This window comes from Motilimonas cestriensis, from assembly GCF_021295315.1.
GTDB lineage: Bacteria > Pseudomonadota > Gammaproteobacteria > Enterobacterales > CBDFNC01 > Motilimonas > Motilimonas cestriensis.
In genome coordinates this window covers 52,807-67,271 of record NZ_JAIMJA010000011.1, presented here as the reverse complement: position 1 = coordinate 67,271, position 14,465 = coordinate 52,807, and the positions used below count along the sequence as shown (strand labels likewise).

The following is a 14,465-nucleotide window of genomic DNA, read 5'->3' as shown; positions in this document are numbered from 1 at the left end:
ATATTTGATAGTCTGGACAGTTGCAAATCAAAAGGGTGGGGTTGGCAAAACGACCACAGTTATCTCCCTGGCAGGTTTACTTGCTGAGCGGGGTCACCGCGTTTTGTTAATTGATACGGATCCTCATGCTTCACTGACAAGTTATCTAGGTTACGATTCTGATTTAATTGATGGCACGCTTTATGAACTTTTTCAAACCCATTCACCTGATAAAGCCACGGTGTTGCGATATACCTTGAAAACTCCGTTTGAGGGCTTAGATATTATTCCTGCTAATATGGCTTTGGCAACACTCGATCGGGTGCTTGGCAATCGAGAAGGCATGGGGTTATTCCTAAAGCGAGCATTAGATCAAGTCAAAGATGAGTACGATTATGTATTGATAGATTGTCCGCCGGTATTGGGCGTGATGATGGTGAATGCTTTAGCGGCTTGTAGTCGGATACTGGTTCCTGTGCAAACTGAATTTCTCGCTTTAAAAGGGTTAGAGCGAATGATCCGCACTTTTGATATTATGCAACGTTCGCGGCCACAACCGTTTAAGTATTGTGTCATACCCACTATGTTTGATAAACGCACCAAAGCGTCCCTGAATACCTTACAAGCGATTAAAGATAAACACCCCAAAGATGCGTGGAATTCAGTGATCCCAATCGACACTAAATTTCGTGATGCGAGCTTAAAGCATATCCCGCCTTCTGCTTTTTCACGAAACTGTCGTGGGGTATTTGCGTATGAAACATTACTGAATCATTTACAGCAGTTAGAACATAAAGAACAATCAAAATAGCCCAATTATGAAATGTTTAAGCAGTAAAATCGATAATAGGAATCAGGCTAAATAATGAGTCGTTTACCCAATGAAGACGCGATGGAACGCTATTTTTCGGCGTTACTTGACGAGCCAAAACAGGACGCCAAACCTGCGCCTGTGGCTGAGCCGCGCGTTTCGTTTACTTCTCGCGCTGTAAGTGAAAAGCCAAACAGCGAATTGCCGCTACAAAGTTTACTTAATACTATTTCTCCTGAGCAACTTGAGAGTAAGTTGTTAACACAGCAGGTTATTCCTGAAGAGCAGGGGATTGGTGTTGATTCTTTACTAGAAGAAGTGGACTCACAGTTAACGAGTTTAGTTTCGTTTGGATCAGTGTTACCGAATGAGTTAGTTTTTGCAGAACCAGAACCAGAACCTGAAGCAACTATTGAGACTGAGGTTCAAGTCGAATTAAACGTTGCAGAGGAAGATGCACAATCAACCCAATGGCAGAACATTGAGCCAGAAGATGAATTTCAAGCCTTATTCTTTGAAGTCGCAGGCATATCTTTTGCCGTTATGTTGACTGAGTTAGGCGGGATCCACAAAATTGATAACGTGACCAGTATTTTCGGTAAGCCAGCTTGGTTTTCTGGCATGATGACGCAACGAGAAAAAAAGCTCAATGTAGTTGATACCGCCAAATGGGTGATGACTGATAATGCTCCCGAAGATGTAGATTATAAGTATCTTATTTTACTAGGCGATACGTCTTGGGGGTTAAGCTGCTGCAATTTAATCGGCACAGAAAAGTTAACTAAAGACCAAGTTAAGTGGCGCCACCAAGAAGGAAAGCGTCCTTGGTTAGCGGGTATGGTGAAGAAAAAGATGTGCGCTTTACTTCACGTTAGTGAATTAGTTAAGTTGTTGTCGCGTGGTGTGAATATAGAAGGGACCTAAAAAGCCTTTTTTCAAAGTTTTTGATACAACAAACGAGTTTTTAAACCATTATTATCAGTGTCGTGCTAATTTTATGTTAGAGAGCGATATTCTAGGTTAGAGGGAAAGCGGATGAGTGAACAACGAAATGTAGCCGAAAATGTGTCTGAAGATGAAGTGTTACAATGGGTAACCTTCCAATTAGAGCAAGAAACTTACGGCATTAACGTAATGCAAGTACAAGAAGTATTACGTTATACCGAAATAGCTCCCGTGCCTGGAGCACCTGATTATGTATTAGGTATTATTAATTTGCGTGGCAACGTTGTAACCGTTATCGATACCCGTTCTCGATTTGGCTTGTGCCCATCAGAAGTTAGCGATAATTCACGTATTGTTATCATTGAAGCTGAAAAACAAGTGATCGGTATTATGGTCGATAGTGTGGCGGAAGTGGTTTACTTACGCGCATCAGAAATCGATACTGCCCCTAATGTCGGTACCGAAGAAAGTGCCAAATTTATTCAGGGCGTCAGTAATCGAGACGGCCAATTGCTGATTCTTGTTGATTTAAACAAGTTACTCAGTGATGAAGAGTGGGATGAAATGAGCGCGTTATAAATCATGCTTGACCCATTAATTCAGACGAGCCTAATAGGGCTCGCATTACTGCTGGCGATTATTTCCCTTGTTTTTTCTGTGTTAGTACAAATAAAGCAGGCGAAAAAAATTCAAGCCTTACAGCAATTAACGAAAGAGCTATTAAAATCAAAAGAGTCTTTAAATAAGCAAATTAGAGAGTTGCACTCAGGCTCAATTGGCTTGGGAAAAAAATTTCATCAGTTAAATGAAGGTCTGAAAGAGGCGGTTGAAAAGCAGCAAGAGATTGTTGATACCGCGCCAGACAGTAAGCTTTATACTCGAGCCGTTAAAATGGTCGCCCTTGGCGCTGGTTTAGACGAGCTAATGAATGAATGCGAACTGCCTAAAGCAGAAGCTGAATTATTGATTAGTTTACACGGCAAGTCTCGTTAGTTTACACGCACCTATTAATAACTCTATGTAATAGCTAAATCTCTATATCTACTTGCTCTGAGGGATGGTTCCAATGCTCTGGGAACTTTCCTTGGAGCAAATACGAGAAACTAATTAACTCGGCAATAACCGTATAAAGGGCTTCTGGGATCTCGTCCCCTTGTTCTAAGCTATCTAGCAATGAAAGTAAGTGCTCATCTTGATGCACTATTAGGCCAGCTTCTAGTGCGGCTTGGTTTAACGCATCCGCCTCATCAGCCTGTTTTTTTTGGCTGACTACCGGCGACTTAGATTTATCAATGTATGAAATAGCAATGGATTTTTTCATGCTTACCTCTTATTTATGCAGTTATACGATGATGTTAATGGCTGTTTCATGGTGTGTTTCAGCAAAAAAATCCTCAGTTACCTTACCGAGAAAGCTTTGACAATGACTTTGTATACCGGCTTTGTTTAGTTGCTCGCTGAACAAGCCTTGGTAAGCTTTTATTCTCGCTAAATCCGTTTCGTTAGTCGTGTAAAGTTTTATATCAACTATCGATTCTTCTATTACAGCATGGGCTAACATGTCATGCTCTCCGATAGGTAGCTTAAGTTGAATCTGCCATTTTTTTTTGTTTTTTCCGCTTTTTTTGGGCTGCTTGATTTTTAGTTGCACTGTCTTTAATTGCTGTTGCATCAACCACGGCAGCTGCATTAACCAAACTTGATTGTTGGGGGTATCATGTTGTGATACTTGCATTCCATTTAATACATCTTTCATCGCTTTATCTAAGCTAGGATCTTGCAGCCCTTTTAGTTTAATGGTCAAAGCGAGCCAGCGCAGTGCGAGTTGATTGGCTTTATTTTTCTCAGGGGTGATAAGTTGTTGTAGTAGAGATGTTAATGCTGATGGAGTAGTGGGAAAAAGTTGACTTAGTAAAGCTTGCAATGTCTTTGGCTGACTGTTGACTGGCAGCTTTTTAAGCAAGGTAACCAATTGCGATAAATGCGAAGTCAGTGGCCGGGCTTTTGCCAAGTGAGATAGCTGAGCCATTTGTTTGCTTATTTCTTCTGCTGAACTAGCAGGCAAAGGAGTGGGTGAGCTATTTATTACCCCTTTGCTGTTAAGCTCTTTTTTCTCTACAGCCGGTGAGGGTTGAGAGGGGGGAAGCGTTGAGTCTATCTTTTGAACCATCATCTATCCTGAGGTGAAATGTCGGTAAAACCAAGCTAAAACTGCGAGAACACAGGTTAATACAAGGTATTATCTGTGCTATTATCCGCAGCCAATTATAATCATAGTGCGTAACCCATGCTGGAAGCAAAATCCCTCAGTTGCGTGAGAGAAGACAGGTTACTGTTTGAGGGTTTATCGCTCAAGGTTAAACCTGGTCAAATCATCCAAGTTGAAGGTCCAAATGGAGTGGGCAAAACCAGCTTATTCCGTTTATTAGTTGGACTTATGACACCCTATCATGGCCAAGTATTGTGGCAAGGGGTTCCTATATCTGATGATCGTGAAACCTATCAACAAAATTTGCTCTATTTAGGCCATCAGAGTGGAGTGAAGCCAGAGTTAAGTGCGTTAGAGAACCTTCGCTTCTATCAAAAAATGTTTGAACCAAGCTACCAAGGTGATCTATACAGCGTGTTGGCGCAAGTGGGCTTAGCAGGATTGGAAGACATGCCTGCCGCGCAATTATCTGCAGGGCAGCAAAGACGGGTGGCGTTAGCTAGATTGTGGATTTCAACGGCGCCGCTATGGATTTTGGATGAGCCTTTTACTGCTATAGATAAAAATGGTGTGAAAGTATTAGAGCAACTGTTTGTTAAGCATGCTCAAGATCAAGGGATGATTTTGCTTACTACTCACCAAGATCTCAATTTGCCCGTGGCTGATTTTTCTAAACTAGCGATGATTAAACCATCCCTAGAGGACATGTATGTAGGTGTAGGGGCGGATTAATGATAAATGCTTTTTATCAAGTCATGCGGCGTGAACTTTTAACGGCATTTCGACGTATTGCTGACGTGTTTAACCCGTTGTGGTTTTTTATCATCGTGATCACTTTGTTTCCTCTTGGTGTTGGCCCTGAGCCTCAGTTGCTGCTACGTATTGCTCCCGGCATTATTTGGGTGGCAGCGTTGTTGGCGTCACTACTTTCACTCGAGCGTTTGTTCAAAGATGACTTTAGCGACGGTGGTTTAGAGCAATTAATGCTTAGCCCTTATCCATTATCTTTGTTGGTCACGGCCAAGATCATTGCCCACTGGTTGCTCACGGGTCTGCCGATTATCTTAATATCGCCCCTAATTGCGGTTCTACTTTCACTTGACTTCAATACTTACTGGGCCGTGTTATTCACTTTGCTGATAGGCACTCCTATTTTGAGTTTTATCGGTGCAATAGGCGTTGCGCTGACGGTTGGTTTGAGAAAGGGGGGCGTTATTCTGAGCTTAATTATGCTGCCCTTGTGTATTCCTGTATTGATTTTTTCGACCATGGCGATTGATGCTGCTAACTTTGGCCAGTCATACATTGGTGCCTTAGCTATTATGGGAGCAATGCTCGTCACAGCTATTACCCTTGCACCATTTGCCGTAGCAGCATCGTTACGTGTTAGTGTTAGCTAAATTTTAGTGTTATCCCGTACCCGTTTTAGCTTTACATGGGCGTTGGTTGCAAACAAAGTGTATTTTTTACGACGTTGTATTTATAACATTGTTTTTATGATTAAGTGGGCATGGTTCGCCCGTTAATAAAATAGAGAGTCAATCTATGTGGAAGTGGTTACACCCTTATGCCAAAGCGCAAACTAGCTATGAACTGGCTGGAAAGCTTATACCTTGGTTTACTATCGTTTGCTGCATTTCTTTTGCTGTTGGCTTAGTCTGGGGCTTAGCGTTTGCGCCTGCGGACTATCAGCAAGGCGATAGCTTTCGCATCATTTATATACATGTTCCCGCTGCTATTTTGTCTATGGGTGCCTATACCAGTATGGCCGTGGCGGCATTTATCGGCTTGGTTTGGCAAATTCGCCTTTCAGATATGGCCGTCGCGGCGATGGCTCCCGTAGGCGCAGTGTTTACTTTTATTGCTTTATTTACTGGTGCGGCTTGGGGCAAGCCCATGTGGGGCGCTTGGTGGGTTTGGGATGCTAGATTGACCTCGGAATTGATTTTGTTATTTTTGTATCTGGGTGTGATTGCGTTATATAACGCGTTTTCAGACAAAGTGTTGGCGGGGCGAGCTGCCGGTATTCTGACCTTAGTTGGCGTGATTAATATTCCTATTATTCATTACTCGGTGGAATGGTGGAATACTTTGCATCAAGGTGCTTCCATTACCAAGTTTGATAAGCCATCCATCGCGCTTTCAATGCTTTGGCCGTTGTTAATTATGTTATTAGCATTTGCGACATTTTTTGGTGCCCTAATGTTAATGCGTTTTCGTAATGAAATTTTGCAAAGGGAAAGTCATCGTCCTTGGGTTAAGGCCTTAGTGATGGGAGGTAAGTAATGGAATTTGTAAGTTGGGCTGATTTTTTTGCGATGGGCGGCTATGGCTTCTATGTTTGGTTGTCTTTTGGTGCGACGTTTATCAGCATGCTAGGGATAGTCATTGACACGCGAATGAAGCGGGCACGATTATTTAAACAAGTACGTAATAACATTGAGCGCAACAAGCGTATGCAAGCCGCTCGCAGTATGGAGAATACGTTATGAACCCAAGACGCAAAAAGCGCCTTGCCGTTATTTTGGCGATTGTACTCGGTATAGGCTCAGCAATTGGTTTGGTGTTATATGCCTTATCGCAAAATATTGATCTGTTTTACACACCTTCAGAACTGGTTAAAGGTAAAGGCAAACAGCTTGTTAAACCAGAAGTTGGTCAGCGGTTAAGAATTGGTGGCATGGTTATGCCGGGTTCTGTAGTACGGGACCAAAGCAGTTTAAAGGTGAGCTTCAAACTCTATGATGCGGGTGGCGATTTAGTCACTGTTGAGTTTGATGGTATTTTACCCGATCTATTTCGTGAAGGGCAGGGCATTGTAGCAATGGGCGTTTTAAAAGATGCGACCACAGTCACGGCGTCGGAAGTGTTGGCTAAGCATGATGAGGAGTATATGCCCCCTGAAATTGCTGAATCACTTAAAGGGATGCAACATTTCAAGCCTGAATACACCGAAGAACAGTTAGAAGGCGCCCATAAATGATCCCTGAACTCGGTCAATTTACTTTAATCATTGCTTTCGGCTTAGCTGCTTTGTTGAGTTTTTATCCTCTTTGGGGCGCTTACAAAGGGCATGCAGGGTTAATGAATAGTGCTCGAACCTTAGCTGTATGCCAGTTCTTGTTTGTTGGGCTTTCTTATGCCTGCTTAACCTACGCTTTCATTGTTAATGATTTCTCGGTGGCTTATGTGGCGTCACACTCAAATTCTGAGTTGCCATTGCAGTACCGTATTTCAGCGGTTTGGGGTTCACATGAGGGCTCTTTGTTACTGTGGATGCTGATTTTATCAGGCTGGACCGCCGCTGTTGCATTGCTCAGTAGAAACTTGCCATTAGAGTCAGTGGCACGAGTGTTGGCTGTGATGGGCATGCTTGGCGTTGGTTTCTATCTTTTTGTGATTGTTACCTCCAATCCATTTGAGCGCACTCTACCTTATTTTCCCGTTGATGGACGGGATTTAAACCCGTTGCTACAAGATATCGGCTTAATTTTACATCCGCCGATGCTTTATATGGGGTATGTCGGATTTTCGGTGGCGTTTGCTTTTGCCATTGCATCGTTAATGCAAGGTCGCTTAGATTCAGCGTGGGCACGTTGGTCTCGTCCTTGGACGATGGCGGCATGGGTCTTTTTAACCGCTGGTATTGCCCTTGGCAGTTGGTGGGCTTATTACGAACTCGGCTGGGGCGGTTGGTGGTTTTGGGATCCCGTAGAGAACGCTTCTTTTATGCCTTGGTTAGTGGGGACGGCGCTTATTCATTCTCTGGCAGTATCAGAAAAACGCGGTGTATTTAAAGCGTGGACGGTGCTTCTGGCCATTTCGGCTTTCTCGTTAAGTTTATTGGGGACGTTTTTAGTGCGCTCTGGCGTATTAGTGTCGGTGCACGCATTTGCCAGCGATCCTGAGCGAGGCCTATTCATTCTCGGCTTTTTGATCATGGTGATTGGTGGCTCGCTGCTGTTGTATGCATTTAAAGCCAATGCAGTAAAAAGTCGCGGCAGTTATAGCTTGTTTTCACGTGAGTCATTCTTACTGGGTAACAATATTTTGCTTATCGCAGCATTAATCGTGGTGTTGCTGGGAACATTATTACCTTTGGTTCATAAAGAAATGGGCTTAGGTAGCATTTCTATCGGTGAACCCTTCTTTAACCGCATCTTCACCGTATTAATTGTGCCTTTTATGTTGTTGTTGGGTGTTGGACCTTTAGTTCGCTGGAAGAGGCAAAATCCGGGTGATTTAGCTGGAACGCTGTTGATTGCCATTGTGGCGTCAGTGGTATTAACCGCGTTATACATGATGGCGAGTACGCCTTACTTTACTTGGCTAGCGTTATTGGGGTGCTTCTTGGGAGTCTGGGTGGTGGTGACCTCTTGTCAAGAAACGTGGTTGCGAGCAACTCATCGCCATACTTTTATCACTGGTGTTAGAAAACTCAGTATTAGTCACTGGGCCATGATCACCGGCCATATTGGTTTTGCTGTCATGGTTATCGGTATCACCATGACACAAAATTACAGCATTGAAAAAGATGTGCGCATGGTCCCCGGGGATCAAATTGAATTTGAACATTATCGCTTTACTTTTGAAGGTGTGGATGCACTTAAAGGGCCGAATTTTGACGGTCACACTGGTGTATTGCGGGTGGATAGAGGTGATAAGTACGTTACTACGATGCGTGCAGAGAAGCGTTTTTATCGGGTACAGCGCAATGTAATGACCGAAGCGGCGATTGATGCTGGTTTCACTCGTGACCTATATGCGGCCCTTGGTGAGCAGCTGGATAATGGCGCTTGGGCATTACGTATTTACTACAAACCATTTATTCGTTGGATTTGGTTTGGTGCGCTTATTATGGCATGTGCTGGGGTGCTGATGATGTTAGATAAACGTTATCGATTTAGTGGAAAAGGAGCGAAAGATGGACAATAAACCTCGTCTTTGGCTATTTCTACTGCCCCTGGGGATATTTTTAGCGGCGGTGGTGTTCTTGTTCAAAGGGCTCTATTCTGACCCGTCTAAGTTAGAATCGGCGCTGATTGGTCAGCCTGTGCCAACGTTTACCTTACAAGATCTTTATCAACCAGAAACACGTCACGATGCCTCGATTTTTAAAGGTAAGCCGATGTTACTTAATGTTTGGGCGACTTGGTGCCCAACTTGTTATGCAGAGCATACTTACTTGAACAAGTTGGCTGCTGACGGTGTTTACATTGTAGGTTTGAATTATAAAGACGATAGAGAAAAAGCCATTCGCTGGTTGACGGATTTAGGTAATCCTTATCAAGTGAGCCTATACGATAAAGACGGCATGTTGGGCTTGGACTTAGGCGTATATGGCGCGCCAGAAACTTACTTAATAGACAGCCAAGGCGTGATCCAATATCGCCATGTCGGCGATGTTAACGATCATGTTTGGCAGCAAACCTTACTCCCTATTTTTAAGGATTTGAAGTAATGCGAATGATTACTTTATTGCTGGTTTCATTGCTCAGTGTTCCGGCTTTGGCGGCAATCCAAGTTTATGAGTTTGATAATCCACAACAGGAAGTGCTGTATCAACAATTAACTAAAGAGCTACGTTGTCCAAAATGTCAAAACCAAAATATAGCCGATTCAAATGCGCCATTGGCACAAGATTTACGCCAAAAAGCATATGAATTGGTCAAAGAAGGTAAAGACAGAGATCAAGTTGTTGATTACATGGCAGCCCGTTTTGGCAACTTCGTTACCTATGATCCTCCAATGACACCGGCTACCATTTTCTTGTGGTTAGGGCCGTTATTTTTTGTGTTGGGTGGATTAGCAGTATTGTTGGTAAGAACGCGAAAAAATACCGCCTTAACTGACAACCCTGTGATGGATCCAGCAGAGCAAGCAAAGCTGGAACGAATTTTAAATGGAGATAAAGACTAATGCTGCTTTTTTGGCTGTTGTGTATTTTGCTGTTAGTCATAGCGAGTTTAGCTTTAATTGTACCGGTGTTAAAAAACCGCCAAGTGATTGAGGCTGATAGAGATAGTCTGAACAAAACCCTCTACAAGGGGCGTGTGAAAGAAATAGAGCAAGACGTCGAGCAAGGACTCGTTGCTGAACAGGCAGCGGTACTGACTGAATTGCAGCAAAATTTACTGGAAGATGTCGTCGAGGTTAAATCGTCGGCTCAACGCATTAATTTGCCCTTGCTGCTGGTGCCTGGGATCTTACTGTTTTTTGCTATATCCATCGGCTTATACCTGCAATATGGTGCGGGTCAGCAAGTGAGTCATTGGCAAAGTGTTATGACAAATTACGAAAATTTGCAGCGTAAAATGACGATGACGGACGGGCAGCCTCCTTCTAAGCAAGAGGTCGATGACTTTATGTTAGCCTTGCGTAGTCACCTTGCTAATCAACCTAGTGATACTCAAGGTTGGTTAATGTTAGGACGCCTTGCTTTCGCTCTGCGTGATGGTCAGTTGGCACAAGATGCATTGCATAAAGCCTATAAGTTATCGCCAACAGACAGTGATGTACGTGTTGCTTATGCGCAAGCGTTATTGCAGTCTGAGGATGCATTAAAGATCAAGCAAGCGGAAAACTTGATCATTGCTACCGTAGGGCTTGAGCCGAAGAATATTCAAGCTTTATCGGTATATGCCTTTATGGCATTGCAACAAGAAGACTTTGCTAGTGCGATTGAACGTTGGCGTAACATGCTCCCGCTGCTAGCGCCATCGAGTGAGCGTTACAGTATGGTTGAAAGCAGTATCGCTTATGCCGAGCAGCAACTGGCGAAAGTAAATGAGGCGAAGCAGAACCCAGTAGCGGACTCAATGTCTTACCAAGTAAAAGTGACGTTGAGCGATCAAGTTGATCTGCCTGACACAGGTTATTTGTTTGTTTTTGCGCAAATGGTCAATGGCCCTAAAATGCCATTAGCAGCAAAGAAATTACCGCTATCTGAGTTTCCAGCCACCGTTACGCTGTCTGACGCTGACGCCATGATGCCTGAGCTGAAGTTAAGCCAACAAGCTGAGTTTATTATCAAGGCGAGAATATCGATCGATGAGAATGTGGCGGTCGCGGCAGGCGAGTGGGAAGGCGAAAGTAGCGTGATTAAATCAGGTCAACAAGATGTGATAGAAATAGCCATAGATCACAAGATTTAGTGTTATTATTACCCTAGTTAGCGTTAAGGCGTTAGCTAGGCTAAATGTTGTTCTCTGTGACACTTTTAAAGGTATATATGTGATTCTCCCTGTATTAAACCGAATTACCGTGCTTATGGTTGCGGTATTTTTATTTTATTCCGCCTCTGCTGCGGCCTTTAAGCCTGTTGATAACAGCCCCATTAAGGACCCTTTTGAAGGTGTTAACCGAGCTATTTGGGATTTCAATTACGCCATAGACCAATCTATCTATGTTCCTGCAACAAAAACCTACTTATATCTTCCTGAAGGCAGTCGAGAGGCGATCAATAACTTTATTTTGAATTTTGAAGAGCCTTCAAGTGCGGTGAATCATTTATTGATGCTCGATATTGAGGCGTCAATGGGCAGTGTTATGCGTTTTGTGGTTAACTCTACGTTTGGTATCGGTGGTTTGATTGATGTAGCGGGACGCAGTGGCTTAGAGCGAAATCGTGCTGAATTTCAAAGTGTATTAGGAATGGTTGGGGTTAATCATGGTCCTTATCTGATGGTACCATTTTATGGCCCTCGAACTACTCGAAAGTTAGTCGGGGGAATAGTTGATGGTTTATATTTTCCCTTCAGTGAATTTACCTACTTTGAAAATTTGATTCATTGGGGAACAGACGCGCTTTATAAACGTGCTAATTTACTCGATCAAGACCCTTTAATTGAACAATCATTGGATTCATACATTTTTATTCGCGACTCTTACATCCAATATCAACATTACCAAACACCAGGCTCTGATAGTGTTGCGCCAATAGGCCCTTCTCTTTCTGATGAAGAGTTAGAAGAATTTATGAATGAGTAAAAGCAGTTGTACACTGGCGGACTTTACCTTCCTGGTGATTGAAGATGAGGCTGTATTCCGCCAACAATTAAGTGCTTTTCTCAAGCAACGCGGTGCTATTGTCGCGAATGCGGAAAATGGCCTTCATGGCCTTACTTTGGTGGCAGATTTAAAGCCTGACCTCGTGCTTTGCGATTTATATATGCCTGAAATGGGTGGGCAGGAGGTAATTAAAACTATCCTGCGCCAGTATCCAAGCCTGCCTGTTATTGTCATTTCAGCAGCCAGTGAGATGGTTGAGATAGCGGAAGCATTGCGTCACGGTGCAAAAGACTACTTTATGAAGCCATTGCAAAATTGGCTTACATTAGAACAAAGTATTTTATCGATTTTAAAGCCAAACTTGTCGGGGTTTGAGGTGCTATCTCATAAACATATGGCCGATGCAGAGTTAATTAGCCATATGAGCTACTTTCGCCAAGATGATCCTGCGTCGACGCTTTTGATGCAAGAGCTGGCGAGCGAAAGAGAGTTTGATGTTAATGGTTTTTCCTTTCGGGTTGACGCGCAACCACTGGGCTTACTGCTCGTTCATTATCCTTTAAGTGATCATGAAGTAGGTGTATTTGTGCTGGATGTATCCTTGTTTGGCTCTGAAGCGGCCGTGATAGGCGCGTTACTTAAAAGCTTACTCAATGACTCATATCGGCAACATCAATCTAATAGTCATTATCGTTTACGTTCGCCAGCGCAAATGATGCGTTTTTTAAATGATCAAATACATGATTTAGCATTGTCCCACCCCGTTAATGCGATTCAGTTTAATCTGGATGCTAGCCGACTTTGTCTAACATATTCTAATGCTGGTTTTGCCCCGCCTAATGACTTGTTTCAACACTCGGGTATGGGGCTCGGCATGTTAGCAGAACAAAAGTATCAGCAGAGCAGGGTTGAACTACCACGACAGGTTGAGTTCACTTTTACTTCTCAGCTCGGTAATGTATTGAGATTAGCCATATCAAATAAGGCGTCGGCGCCACTTTAATTGAGTGGCACCTAAGTGGTGCTAATATCTATTTTACAGCCAACAGATCTTTATTATTATCTAAAATGCTTTGGCCAATACCAGCCACTTCGAGTAATTGGTCGACATTTTTAAACTGACCAATTTCCTTCCGGTAAGCGATAATCGCTTTAGATTTTTTTTCGCCAACACCTTTTATTTTGGTGAGCTCATCTTCGGTTGCTGTATTAATATTGATTACTTGCTGACTCACAGCGCTACTTTCTTGAGTGACAGCAGTATCTGTTGCTGTTTCGGCTGCAAGGGCAAGTTGACCCATTGATGATACTGCAAATAAAGATGCGGCAATAAGTGTACGTAGTTTCATAATTATCCTCTATTGATTTATTTGTTAATTACAAGGTTAAAGGTAGGAGATAAAACCGCTACGGCATGGTTTTTTATTCTTTATTGTGAAATGCATCAATAAAATGGGAGGCAAGCTTTTATTGGTAGGAAAAATGGTTTACAGGTATATGAGTCAGCACATGATGCGAATGCTCATGTGCTCGATTTATATTACTAGGGGAGGACTAGTTTGAAGGGTTTGACTTCAACATTGGCATAAACACCCGCTGCAACATAGGGATCTTGTTCTGCCCAAGTCTTCGCTTCTTCAATAGAGGCAAATTTAGCAATCACTACTGAGCCAGTAAAACCAGAATCACCAGGGTTTTCATTGTCAACTGCAGGTGATGGGCCTGCCACTAATAAGCGTTGTTCTTTGTTTAGTGCTTCTAAACGAGCGAGGTGAGCTGGCCGGGCTTGTTGGCGCAATGCCAAACTGTTTGCGACGTCTGAGGCGTAAATGGAGTACCACATAAGATTATTCCTTATCTTCTTGAGGGAGATATTTGTACAAATAAATACCAGTGAGCAAGGTGAAAATGAGCATCATGCCCATCAAACCAAATACTTTAAAGTTTACCCAAACATCTTGCGATAGGTAGAAGGCCACGTATACATTAAGGGCGCCGCAGAAAATAAAAAAAACAGCCCAAGCTATATTTAAATTCTTCCAAACAGCATCAGGTAGGGTGAGCTCTTTGCCGAGCATTTGCTTTATTAAGTTCTTTTTAAGCATATATTGGCTGATCAGTAAGCCCGCGGCAAATAGTCCGTAGATGACTGTAACTTTCCACTTTATAAACGCATCATCATGTAAAACAAGGGTTAAGCTACCAAAGCTTATGACCATCACAAAGGTGATCAGATGCATCTTTTCTAATTTTTTATATTTAAACCAGTTGTAAGCAAGCATGACGCCTGTCGCCAGCATCAGTGCTGCAGTGCCTACATAGATGTCGTAAAACTTGTAAGCAACGAAAAATATAATTAGCGGGATAAATTCAAAAAACTGTTTCATTGTCATCATCAAATCGTTAATTAATGTGAGACACAGTGTACTGTTTTCTCCGTTGATAAAAAAGTTACTTTATAAGCTTGTCTGGTGCCAGCTGAACTCACTGACACCATATTGTGAGCAGGTT

At 42.9% G+C, this 14,465-nt stretch carries 20 protein-coding genes; 15 read left to right on the top strand and 5 right to left on the bottom strand.

Annotation, left to right across the window (positions count from 1 at the left end):
* The first annotated feature begins 4 nt into the window (after positions 1-4).
* The 4 genes from K6Y31_RS11975 (at position 5) to K6Y31_RS11960 (ending at position 2,728) form a co-directional block, all read left to right on the top strand.
* Positions 5-790 (top strand): ParA family protein, encoded by a 786-nt coding sequence (locus K6Y31_RS11975; RefSeq protein ID WP_233053006.1) that lies wholly within the window; start codon positions 5-7, stop codon positions 788-790.
* 54 nt (positions 791-844) lie between these two features.
* Positions 845-1,714, top strand: coding sequence for a chemotaxis protein CheW (locus tag K6Y31_RS11970; RefSeq protein WP_233053005.1), 870 nt, complete (start codon positions 845-847; stop codon positions 1,712-1,714).
* 111 nt (positions 1,715-1,825) lie between these two features.
* Positions 1,826-2,314 (top strand): chemotaxis protein CheW, encoded by a 489-nt coding sequence (locus tag K6Y31_RS11965; RefSeq protein WP_232800411.1) that lies wholly within the window; start codon positions 1,826-1,828, stop codon positions 2,312-2,314.
* A gap of 3 nt (positions 2,315-2,317) precedes the next feature.
* Positions 2,318-2,728, top strand: a complete 411-nt coding sequence (locus K6Y31_RS11960; RefSeq protein WP_233053004.1) for a DUF2802 domain-containing protein — start codon at positions 2,318-2,320, stop codon at positions 2,726-2,728.
* Between the two features lie 34 nt (positions 2,729-2,762).
* On the opposite strand, the gene K6Y31_RS11955 is transcribed toward K6Y31_RS11960, so the two are convergent.
* Positions 2,763-3,056 (bottom strand): EscU/YscU/HrcU family type III secretion system export apparatus switch protein, encoded by a 294-nt coding sequence (locus tag K6Y31_RS11955; protein WP_233053003.1) that lies wholly within the window; start codon positions 3,054-3,056, stop codon positions 2,763-2,765.
* A gap of 21 nt (positions 3,057-3,077) precedes the next feature.
* Entirely contained in the window at positions 3,078-3,908 is an 831-nt protein-coding gene (locus K6Y31_RS11950) for a hypothetical protein (protein WP_233053002.1), read from the bottom strand.
* Positions 3,909-4,022: 114 nt separating this feature from the next.
* Between K6Y31_RS11950 and ccmA the strand changes: the two genes are divergently transcribed.
* The 11 genes from ccmA (at position 4,023) to K6Y31_RS11895 (ending at position 12,957) form a co-directional block, all read left to right on the top strand.
* Positions 4,023-4,676 carry a cytochrome c biogenesis heme-transporting ATPase CcmA gene (gene ccmA, locus K6Y31_RS11945; protein ID WP_233053001.1) on the top strand — a complete coding sequence of 218 codons (654 nt, stop codon included), beginning with the start codon at positions 4,023-4,025 and terminating at the stop codon, positions 4,674-4,676.
* Complete coding sequence (gene ccmB / locus K6Y31_RS11940) at positions 4,676-5,344, top strand: heme exporter protein CcmB (protein WP_233053000.1); 669 nt, start codon at positions 4,676-4,678, stop codon at positions 5,342-5,344. The genes ccmA and ccmB overlap by 1 nt, the downstream gene beginning before the upstream one ends.
* 145 nt (positions 5,345-5,489) lie before the next feature.
* Positions 5,490-6,230, top strand: a complete 741-nt coding sequence (locus tag K6Y31_RS11935) for a heme ABC transporter permease (protein ID WP_233052999.1) — start codon at positions 5,490-5,492, stop codon at positions 6,228-6,230.
* Positions 6,230-6,436 carry a heme exporter protein CcmD gene (gene ccmD, locus K6Y31_RS11930; protein WP_232800418.1) on the top strand — a complete coding sequence of 69 codons (207 nt, stop codon included), beginning with the start codon at positions 6,230-6,232 and terminating at the stop codon, positions 6,434-6,436. The genes K6Y31_RS11935 and ccmD overlap by 1 nt, the downstream gene beginning before the upstream one ends.
* Positions 6,433-6,927, top strand: coding sequence for a cytochrome c maturation protein CcmE (ccmE, locus tag K6Y31_RS11925; protein WP_233052998.1), 495 nt, complete (start codon positions 6,433-6,435; stop codon positions 6,925-6,927). The genes ccmD and ccmE overlap by 4 nt, the downstream gene beginning before the upstream one ends.
* Positions 6,924-8,879 carry a heme lyase CcmF/NrfE family subunit gene (locus K6Y31_RS11920; protein WP_233052997.1) on the top strand — a complete coding sequence of 652 codons (1,956 nt, stop codon included), beginning with the start codon at positions 6,924-6,926 and terminating at the stop codon, positions 8,877-8,879. The genes ccmE and K6Y31_RS11920 overlap by 4 nt, the downstream gene beginning before the upstream one ends.
* A complete protein-coding gene (locus K6Y31_RS11915) occupies positions 8,869-9,405 on the top strand; it encodes a DsbE family thiol:disulfide interchange protein (RefSeq protein ID WP_233052996.1) in 537 nt (178 codons plus the stop codon). The genes K6Y31_RS11920 and K6Y31_RS11915 overlap by 11 nt, the downstream gene beginning before the upstream one ends.
* Positions 9,405-9,863, top strand: coding sequence for a cytochrome c-type biogenesis protein (locus tag K6Y31_RS11910; protein WP_233052995.1), 459 nt, complete (start codon positions 9,405-9,407; stop codon positions 9,861-9,863). The genes K6Y31_RS11915 and K6Y31_RS11910 overlap by 1 nt, the downstream gene beginning before the upstream one ends.
* Entirely contained in the window at positions 9,863-11,098 is a 1,236-nt protein-coding gene (gene ccmI, locus K6Y31_RS11905) for a c-type cytochrome biogenesis protein CcmI (RefSeq protein WP_233052994.1), read from the top strand. The genes K6Y31_RS11910 and ccmI overlap by 1 nt, the downstream gene beginning before the upstream one ends.
* Before the next feature lie 79 nt (positions 11,099-11,177).
* Positions 11,178-11,933, top strand: a complete 756-nt coding sequence (locus K6Y31_RS11900) for an MlaA family lipoprotein (protein WP_233052993.1) — start codon at positions 11,178-11,180, stop codon at positions 11,931-11,933.
* Positions 11,926-12,957 carry a response regulator gene (locus tag K6Y31_RS11895; RefSeq protein ID WP_233052992.1) on the top strand — a complete coding sequence of 344 codons (1,032 nt, stop codon included), beginning with the start codon at positions 11,926-11,928 and terminating at the stop codon, positions 12,955-12,957. The genes K6Y31_RS11900 and K6Y31_RS11895 overlap by 8 nt, the downstream gene beginning before the upstream one ends.
* A gap of 28 nt (positions 12,958-12,985) precedes the next feature.
* Here the strand turns inward: K6Y31_RS11895 and K6Y31_RS11890 are convergent, their stop codons facing one another.
* The 3 genes from K6Y31_RS11890 to K6Y31_RS11880 form a co-directional block, all read right to left on the bottom strand.
* Positions 12,986-13,303 carry a ComEA family DNA-binding protein gene (locus K6Y31_RS11890; RefSeq protein WP_233052991.1) on the bottom strand — a complete coding sequence of 106 codons (318 nt, stop codon included), beginning with the start codon at positions 13,301-13,303 and terminating at the stop codon, positions 12,986-12,988.
* Between the two features lie 194 nt (positions 13,304-13,497).
* Positions 13,498-13,797: a YciI family protein gene (locus K6Y31_RS11885; protein WP_233052990.1), complete on the bottom strand. Its 300-nt coding sequence runs from the start codon at positions 13,795-13,797 to the stop codon at positions 13,498-13,500.
* Between the two features lie 4 nt (positions 13,798-13,801).
* The gene (locus K6Y31_RS11880; protein WP_233052989.1) at positions 13,802-14,341 is read right to left on the bottom strand and encodes a septation protein A; all 540 of its coding nucleotides are present in this window, start codon (positions 14,339-14,341) and stop codon (positions 13,802-13,804) included.
* Positions 14,342-14,465: the final 124 nt, after the last annotated feature.

What these genes read in the sequence shown, in the direction of transcription:
- K6Y31_RS11970 (WP_233053005.1), top strand. Translation starts at nt 845, where the DNA reads ATGAGTCGTTTACCCAATGAAGACGCGATGGAACGCTATTTTTCGGCG.
- K6Y31_RS11965 (WP_232800411.1), top strand. Translation starts at nt 1,826, where the DNA reads ATGAGTGAACAACGAAATGTAGCCGAAAATGTGTCTGAAGATGAAGTG.
- K6Y31_RS11960 (WP_233053004.1), top strand. Translation starts at nt 2,318, where the DNA reads ATGCTTGACCCATTAATTCAGACGAGCCTAATAGGGCTCGCATTACTG.
- K6Y31_RS11955 (WP_233053003.1), bottom strand. Translation starts at nt 3,056, where the DNA reads ATGAAAAAATCCATTGCTATTTCATACATTGATAAATCTAAGTCGCCG.
- K6Y31_RS11950 (WP_233053002.1), bottom strand. Translation starts at nt 3,908, where the DNA reads ATGATGGTTCAAAAGATAGACTCAACGCTTCCCCCCTCTCAACCCTCA.
- ccmA (WP_233053001.1), top strand. Translation starts at nt 4,023, where the DNA reads ATGCTGGAAGCAAAATCCCTCAGTTGCGTGAGAGAAGACAGGTTACTG.
- ccmB (WP_233053000.1), top strand. Translation starts at nt 4,676, where the DNA reads ATGATAAATGCTTTTTATCAAGTCATGCGGCGTGAACTTTTAACGGCA.
- K6Y31_RS11935 (WP_233052999.1), top strand. Translation starts at nt 5,490, where the DNA reads ATGTGGAAGTGGTTACACCCTTATGCCAAAGCGCAAACTAGCTATGAA.
- ccmD (WP_232800418.1), top strand. Translation starts at nt 6,230, where the DNA reads ATGGAATTTGTAAGTTGGGCTGATTTTTTTGCGATGGGCGGCTATGGC.
- ccmE (WP_233052998.1), top strand. Translation starts at nt 6,433, where the DNA reads ATGAACCCAAGACGCAAAAAGCGCCTTGCCGTTATTTTGGCGATTGTA.
- K6Y31_RS11920 (WP_233052997.1), top strand. Translation starts at nt 6,924, where the DNA reads ATGATCCCTGAACTCGGTCAATTTACTTTAATCATTGCTTTCGGCTTA.
- K6Y31_RS11915 (WP_233052996.1), top strand. Translation starts at nt 8,869, where the DNA reads ATGGACAATAAACCTCGTCTTTGGCTATTTCTACTGCCCCTGGGGATA.
- K6Y31_RS11910 (WP_233052995.1), top strand. Translation starts at nt 9,405, where the DNA reads ATGCGAATGATTACTTTATTGCTGGTTTCATTGCTCAGTGTTCCGGCT.
- ccmI (WP_233052994.1), top strand. Translation starts at nt 9,863, where the DNA reads ATGCTGCTTTTTTGGCTGTTGTGTATTTTGCTGTTAGTCATAGCGAGT.
- K6Y31_RS11895 (WP_233052992.1), top strand. Translation starts at nt 11,926, where the DNA reads ATGAGTAAAAGCAGTTGTACACTGGCGGACTTTACCTTCCTGGTGATT.
- K6Y31_RS11890 (WP_233052991.1), bottom strand. Translation starts at nt 13,303, where the DNA reads ATGAAACTACGTACACTTATTGCCGCATCTTTATTTGCAGTATCATCA.
- K6Y31_RS11885 (WP_233052990.1), bottom strand. Translation starts at nt 13,797, where the DNA reads ATGTGGTACTCCATTTACGCCTCAGACGTCGCAAACAGTTTGGCATTG.
- K6Y31_RS11880 (WP_233052989.1), bottom strand. Translation starts at nt 14,341, where the DNA reads ATGAAACAGTTTTTTGAATTTATCCCGCTAATTATATTTTTCGTTGCT.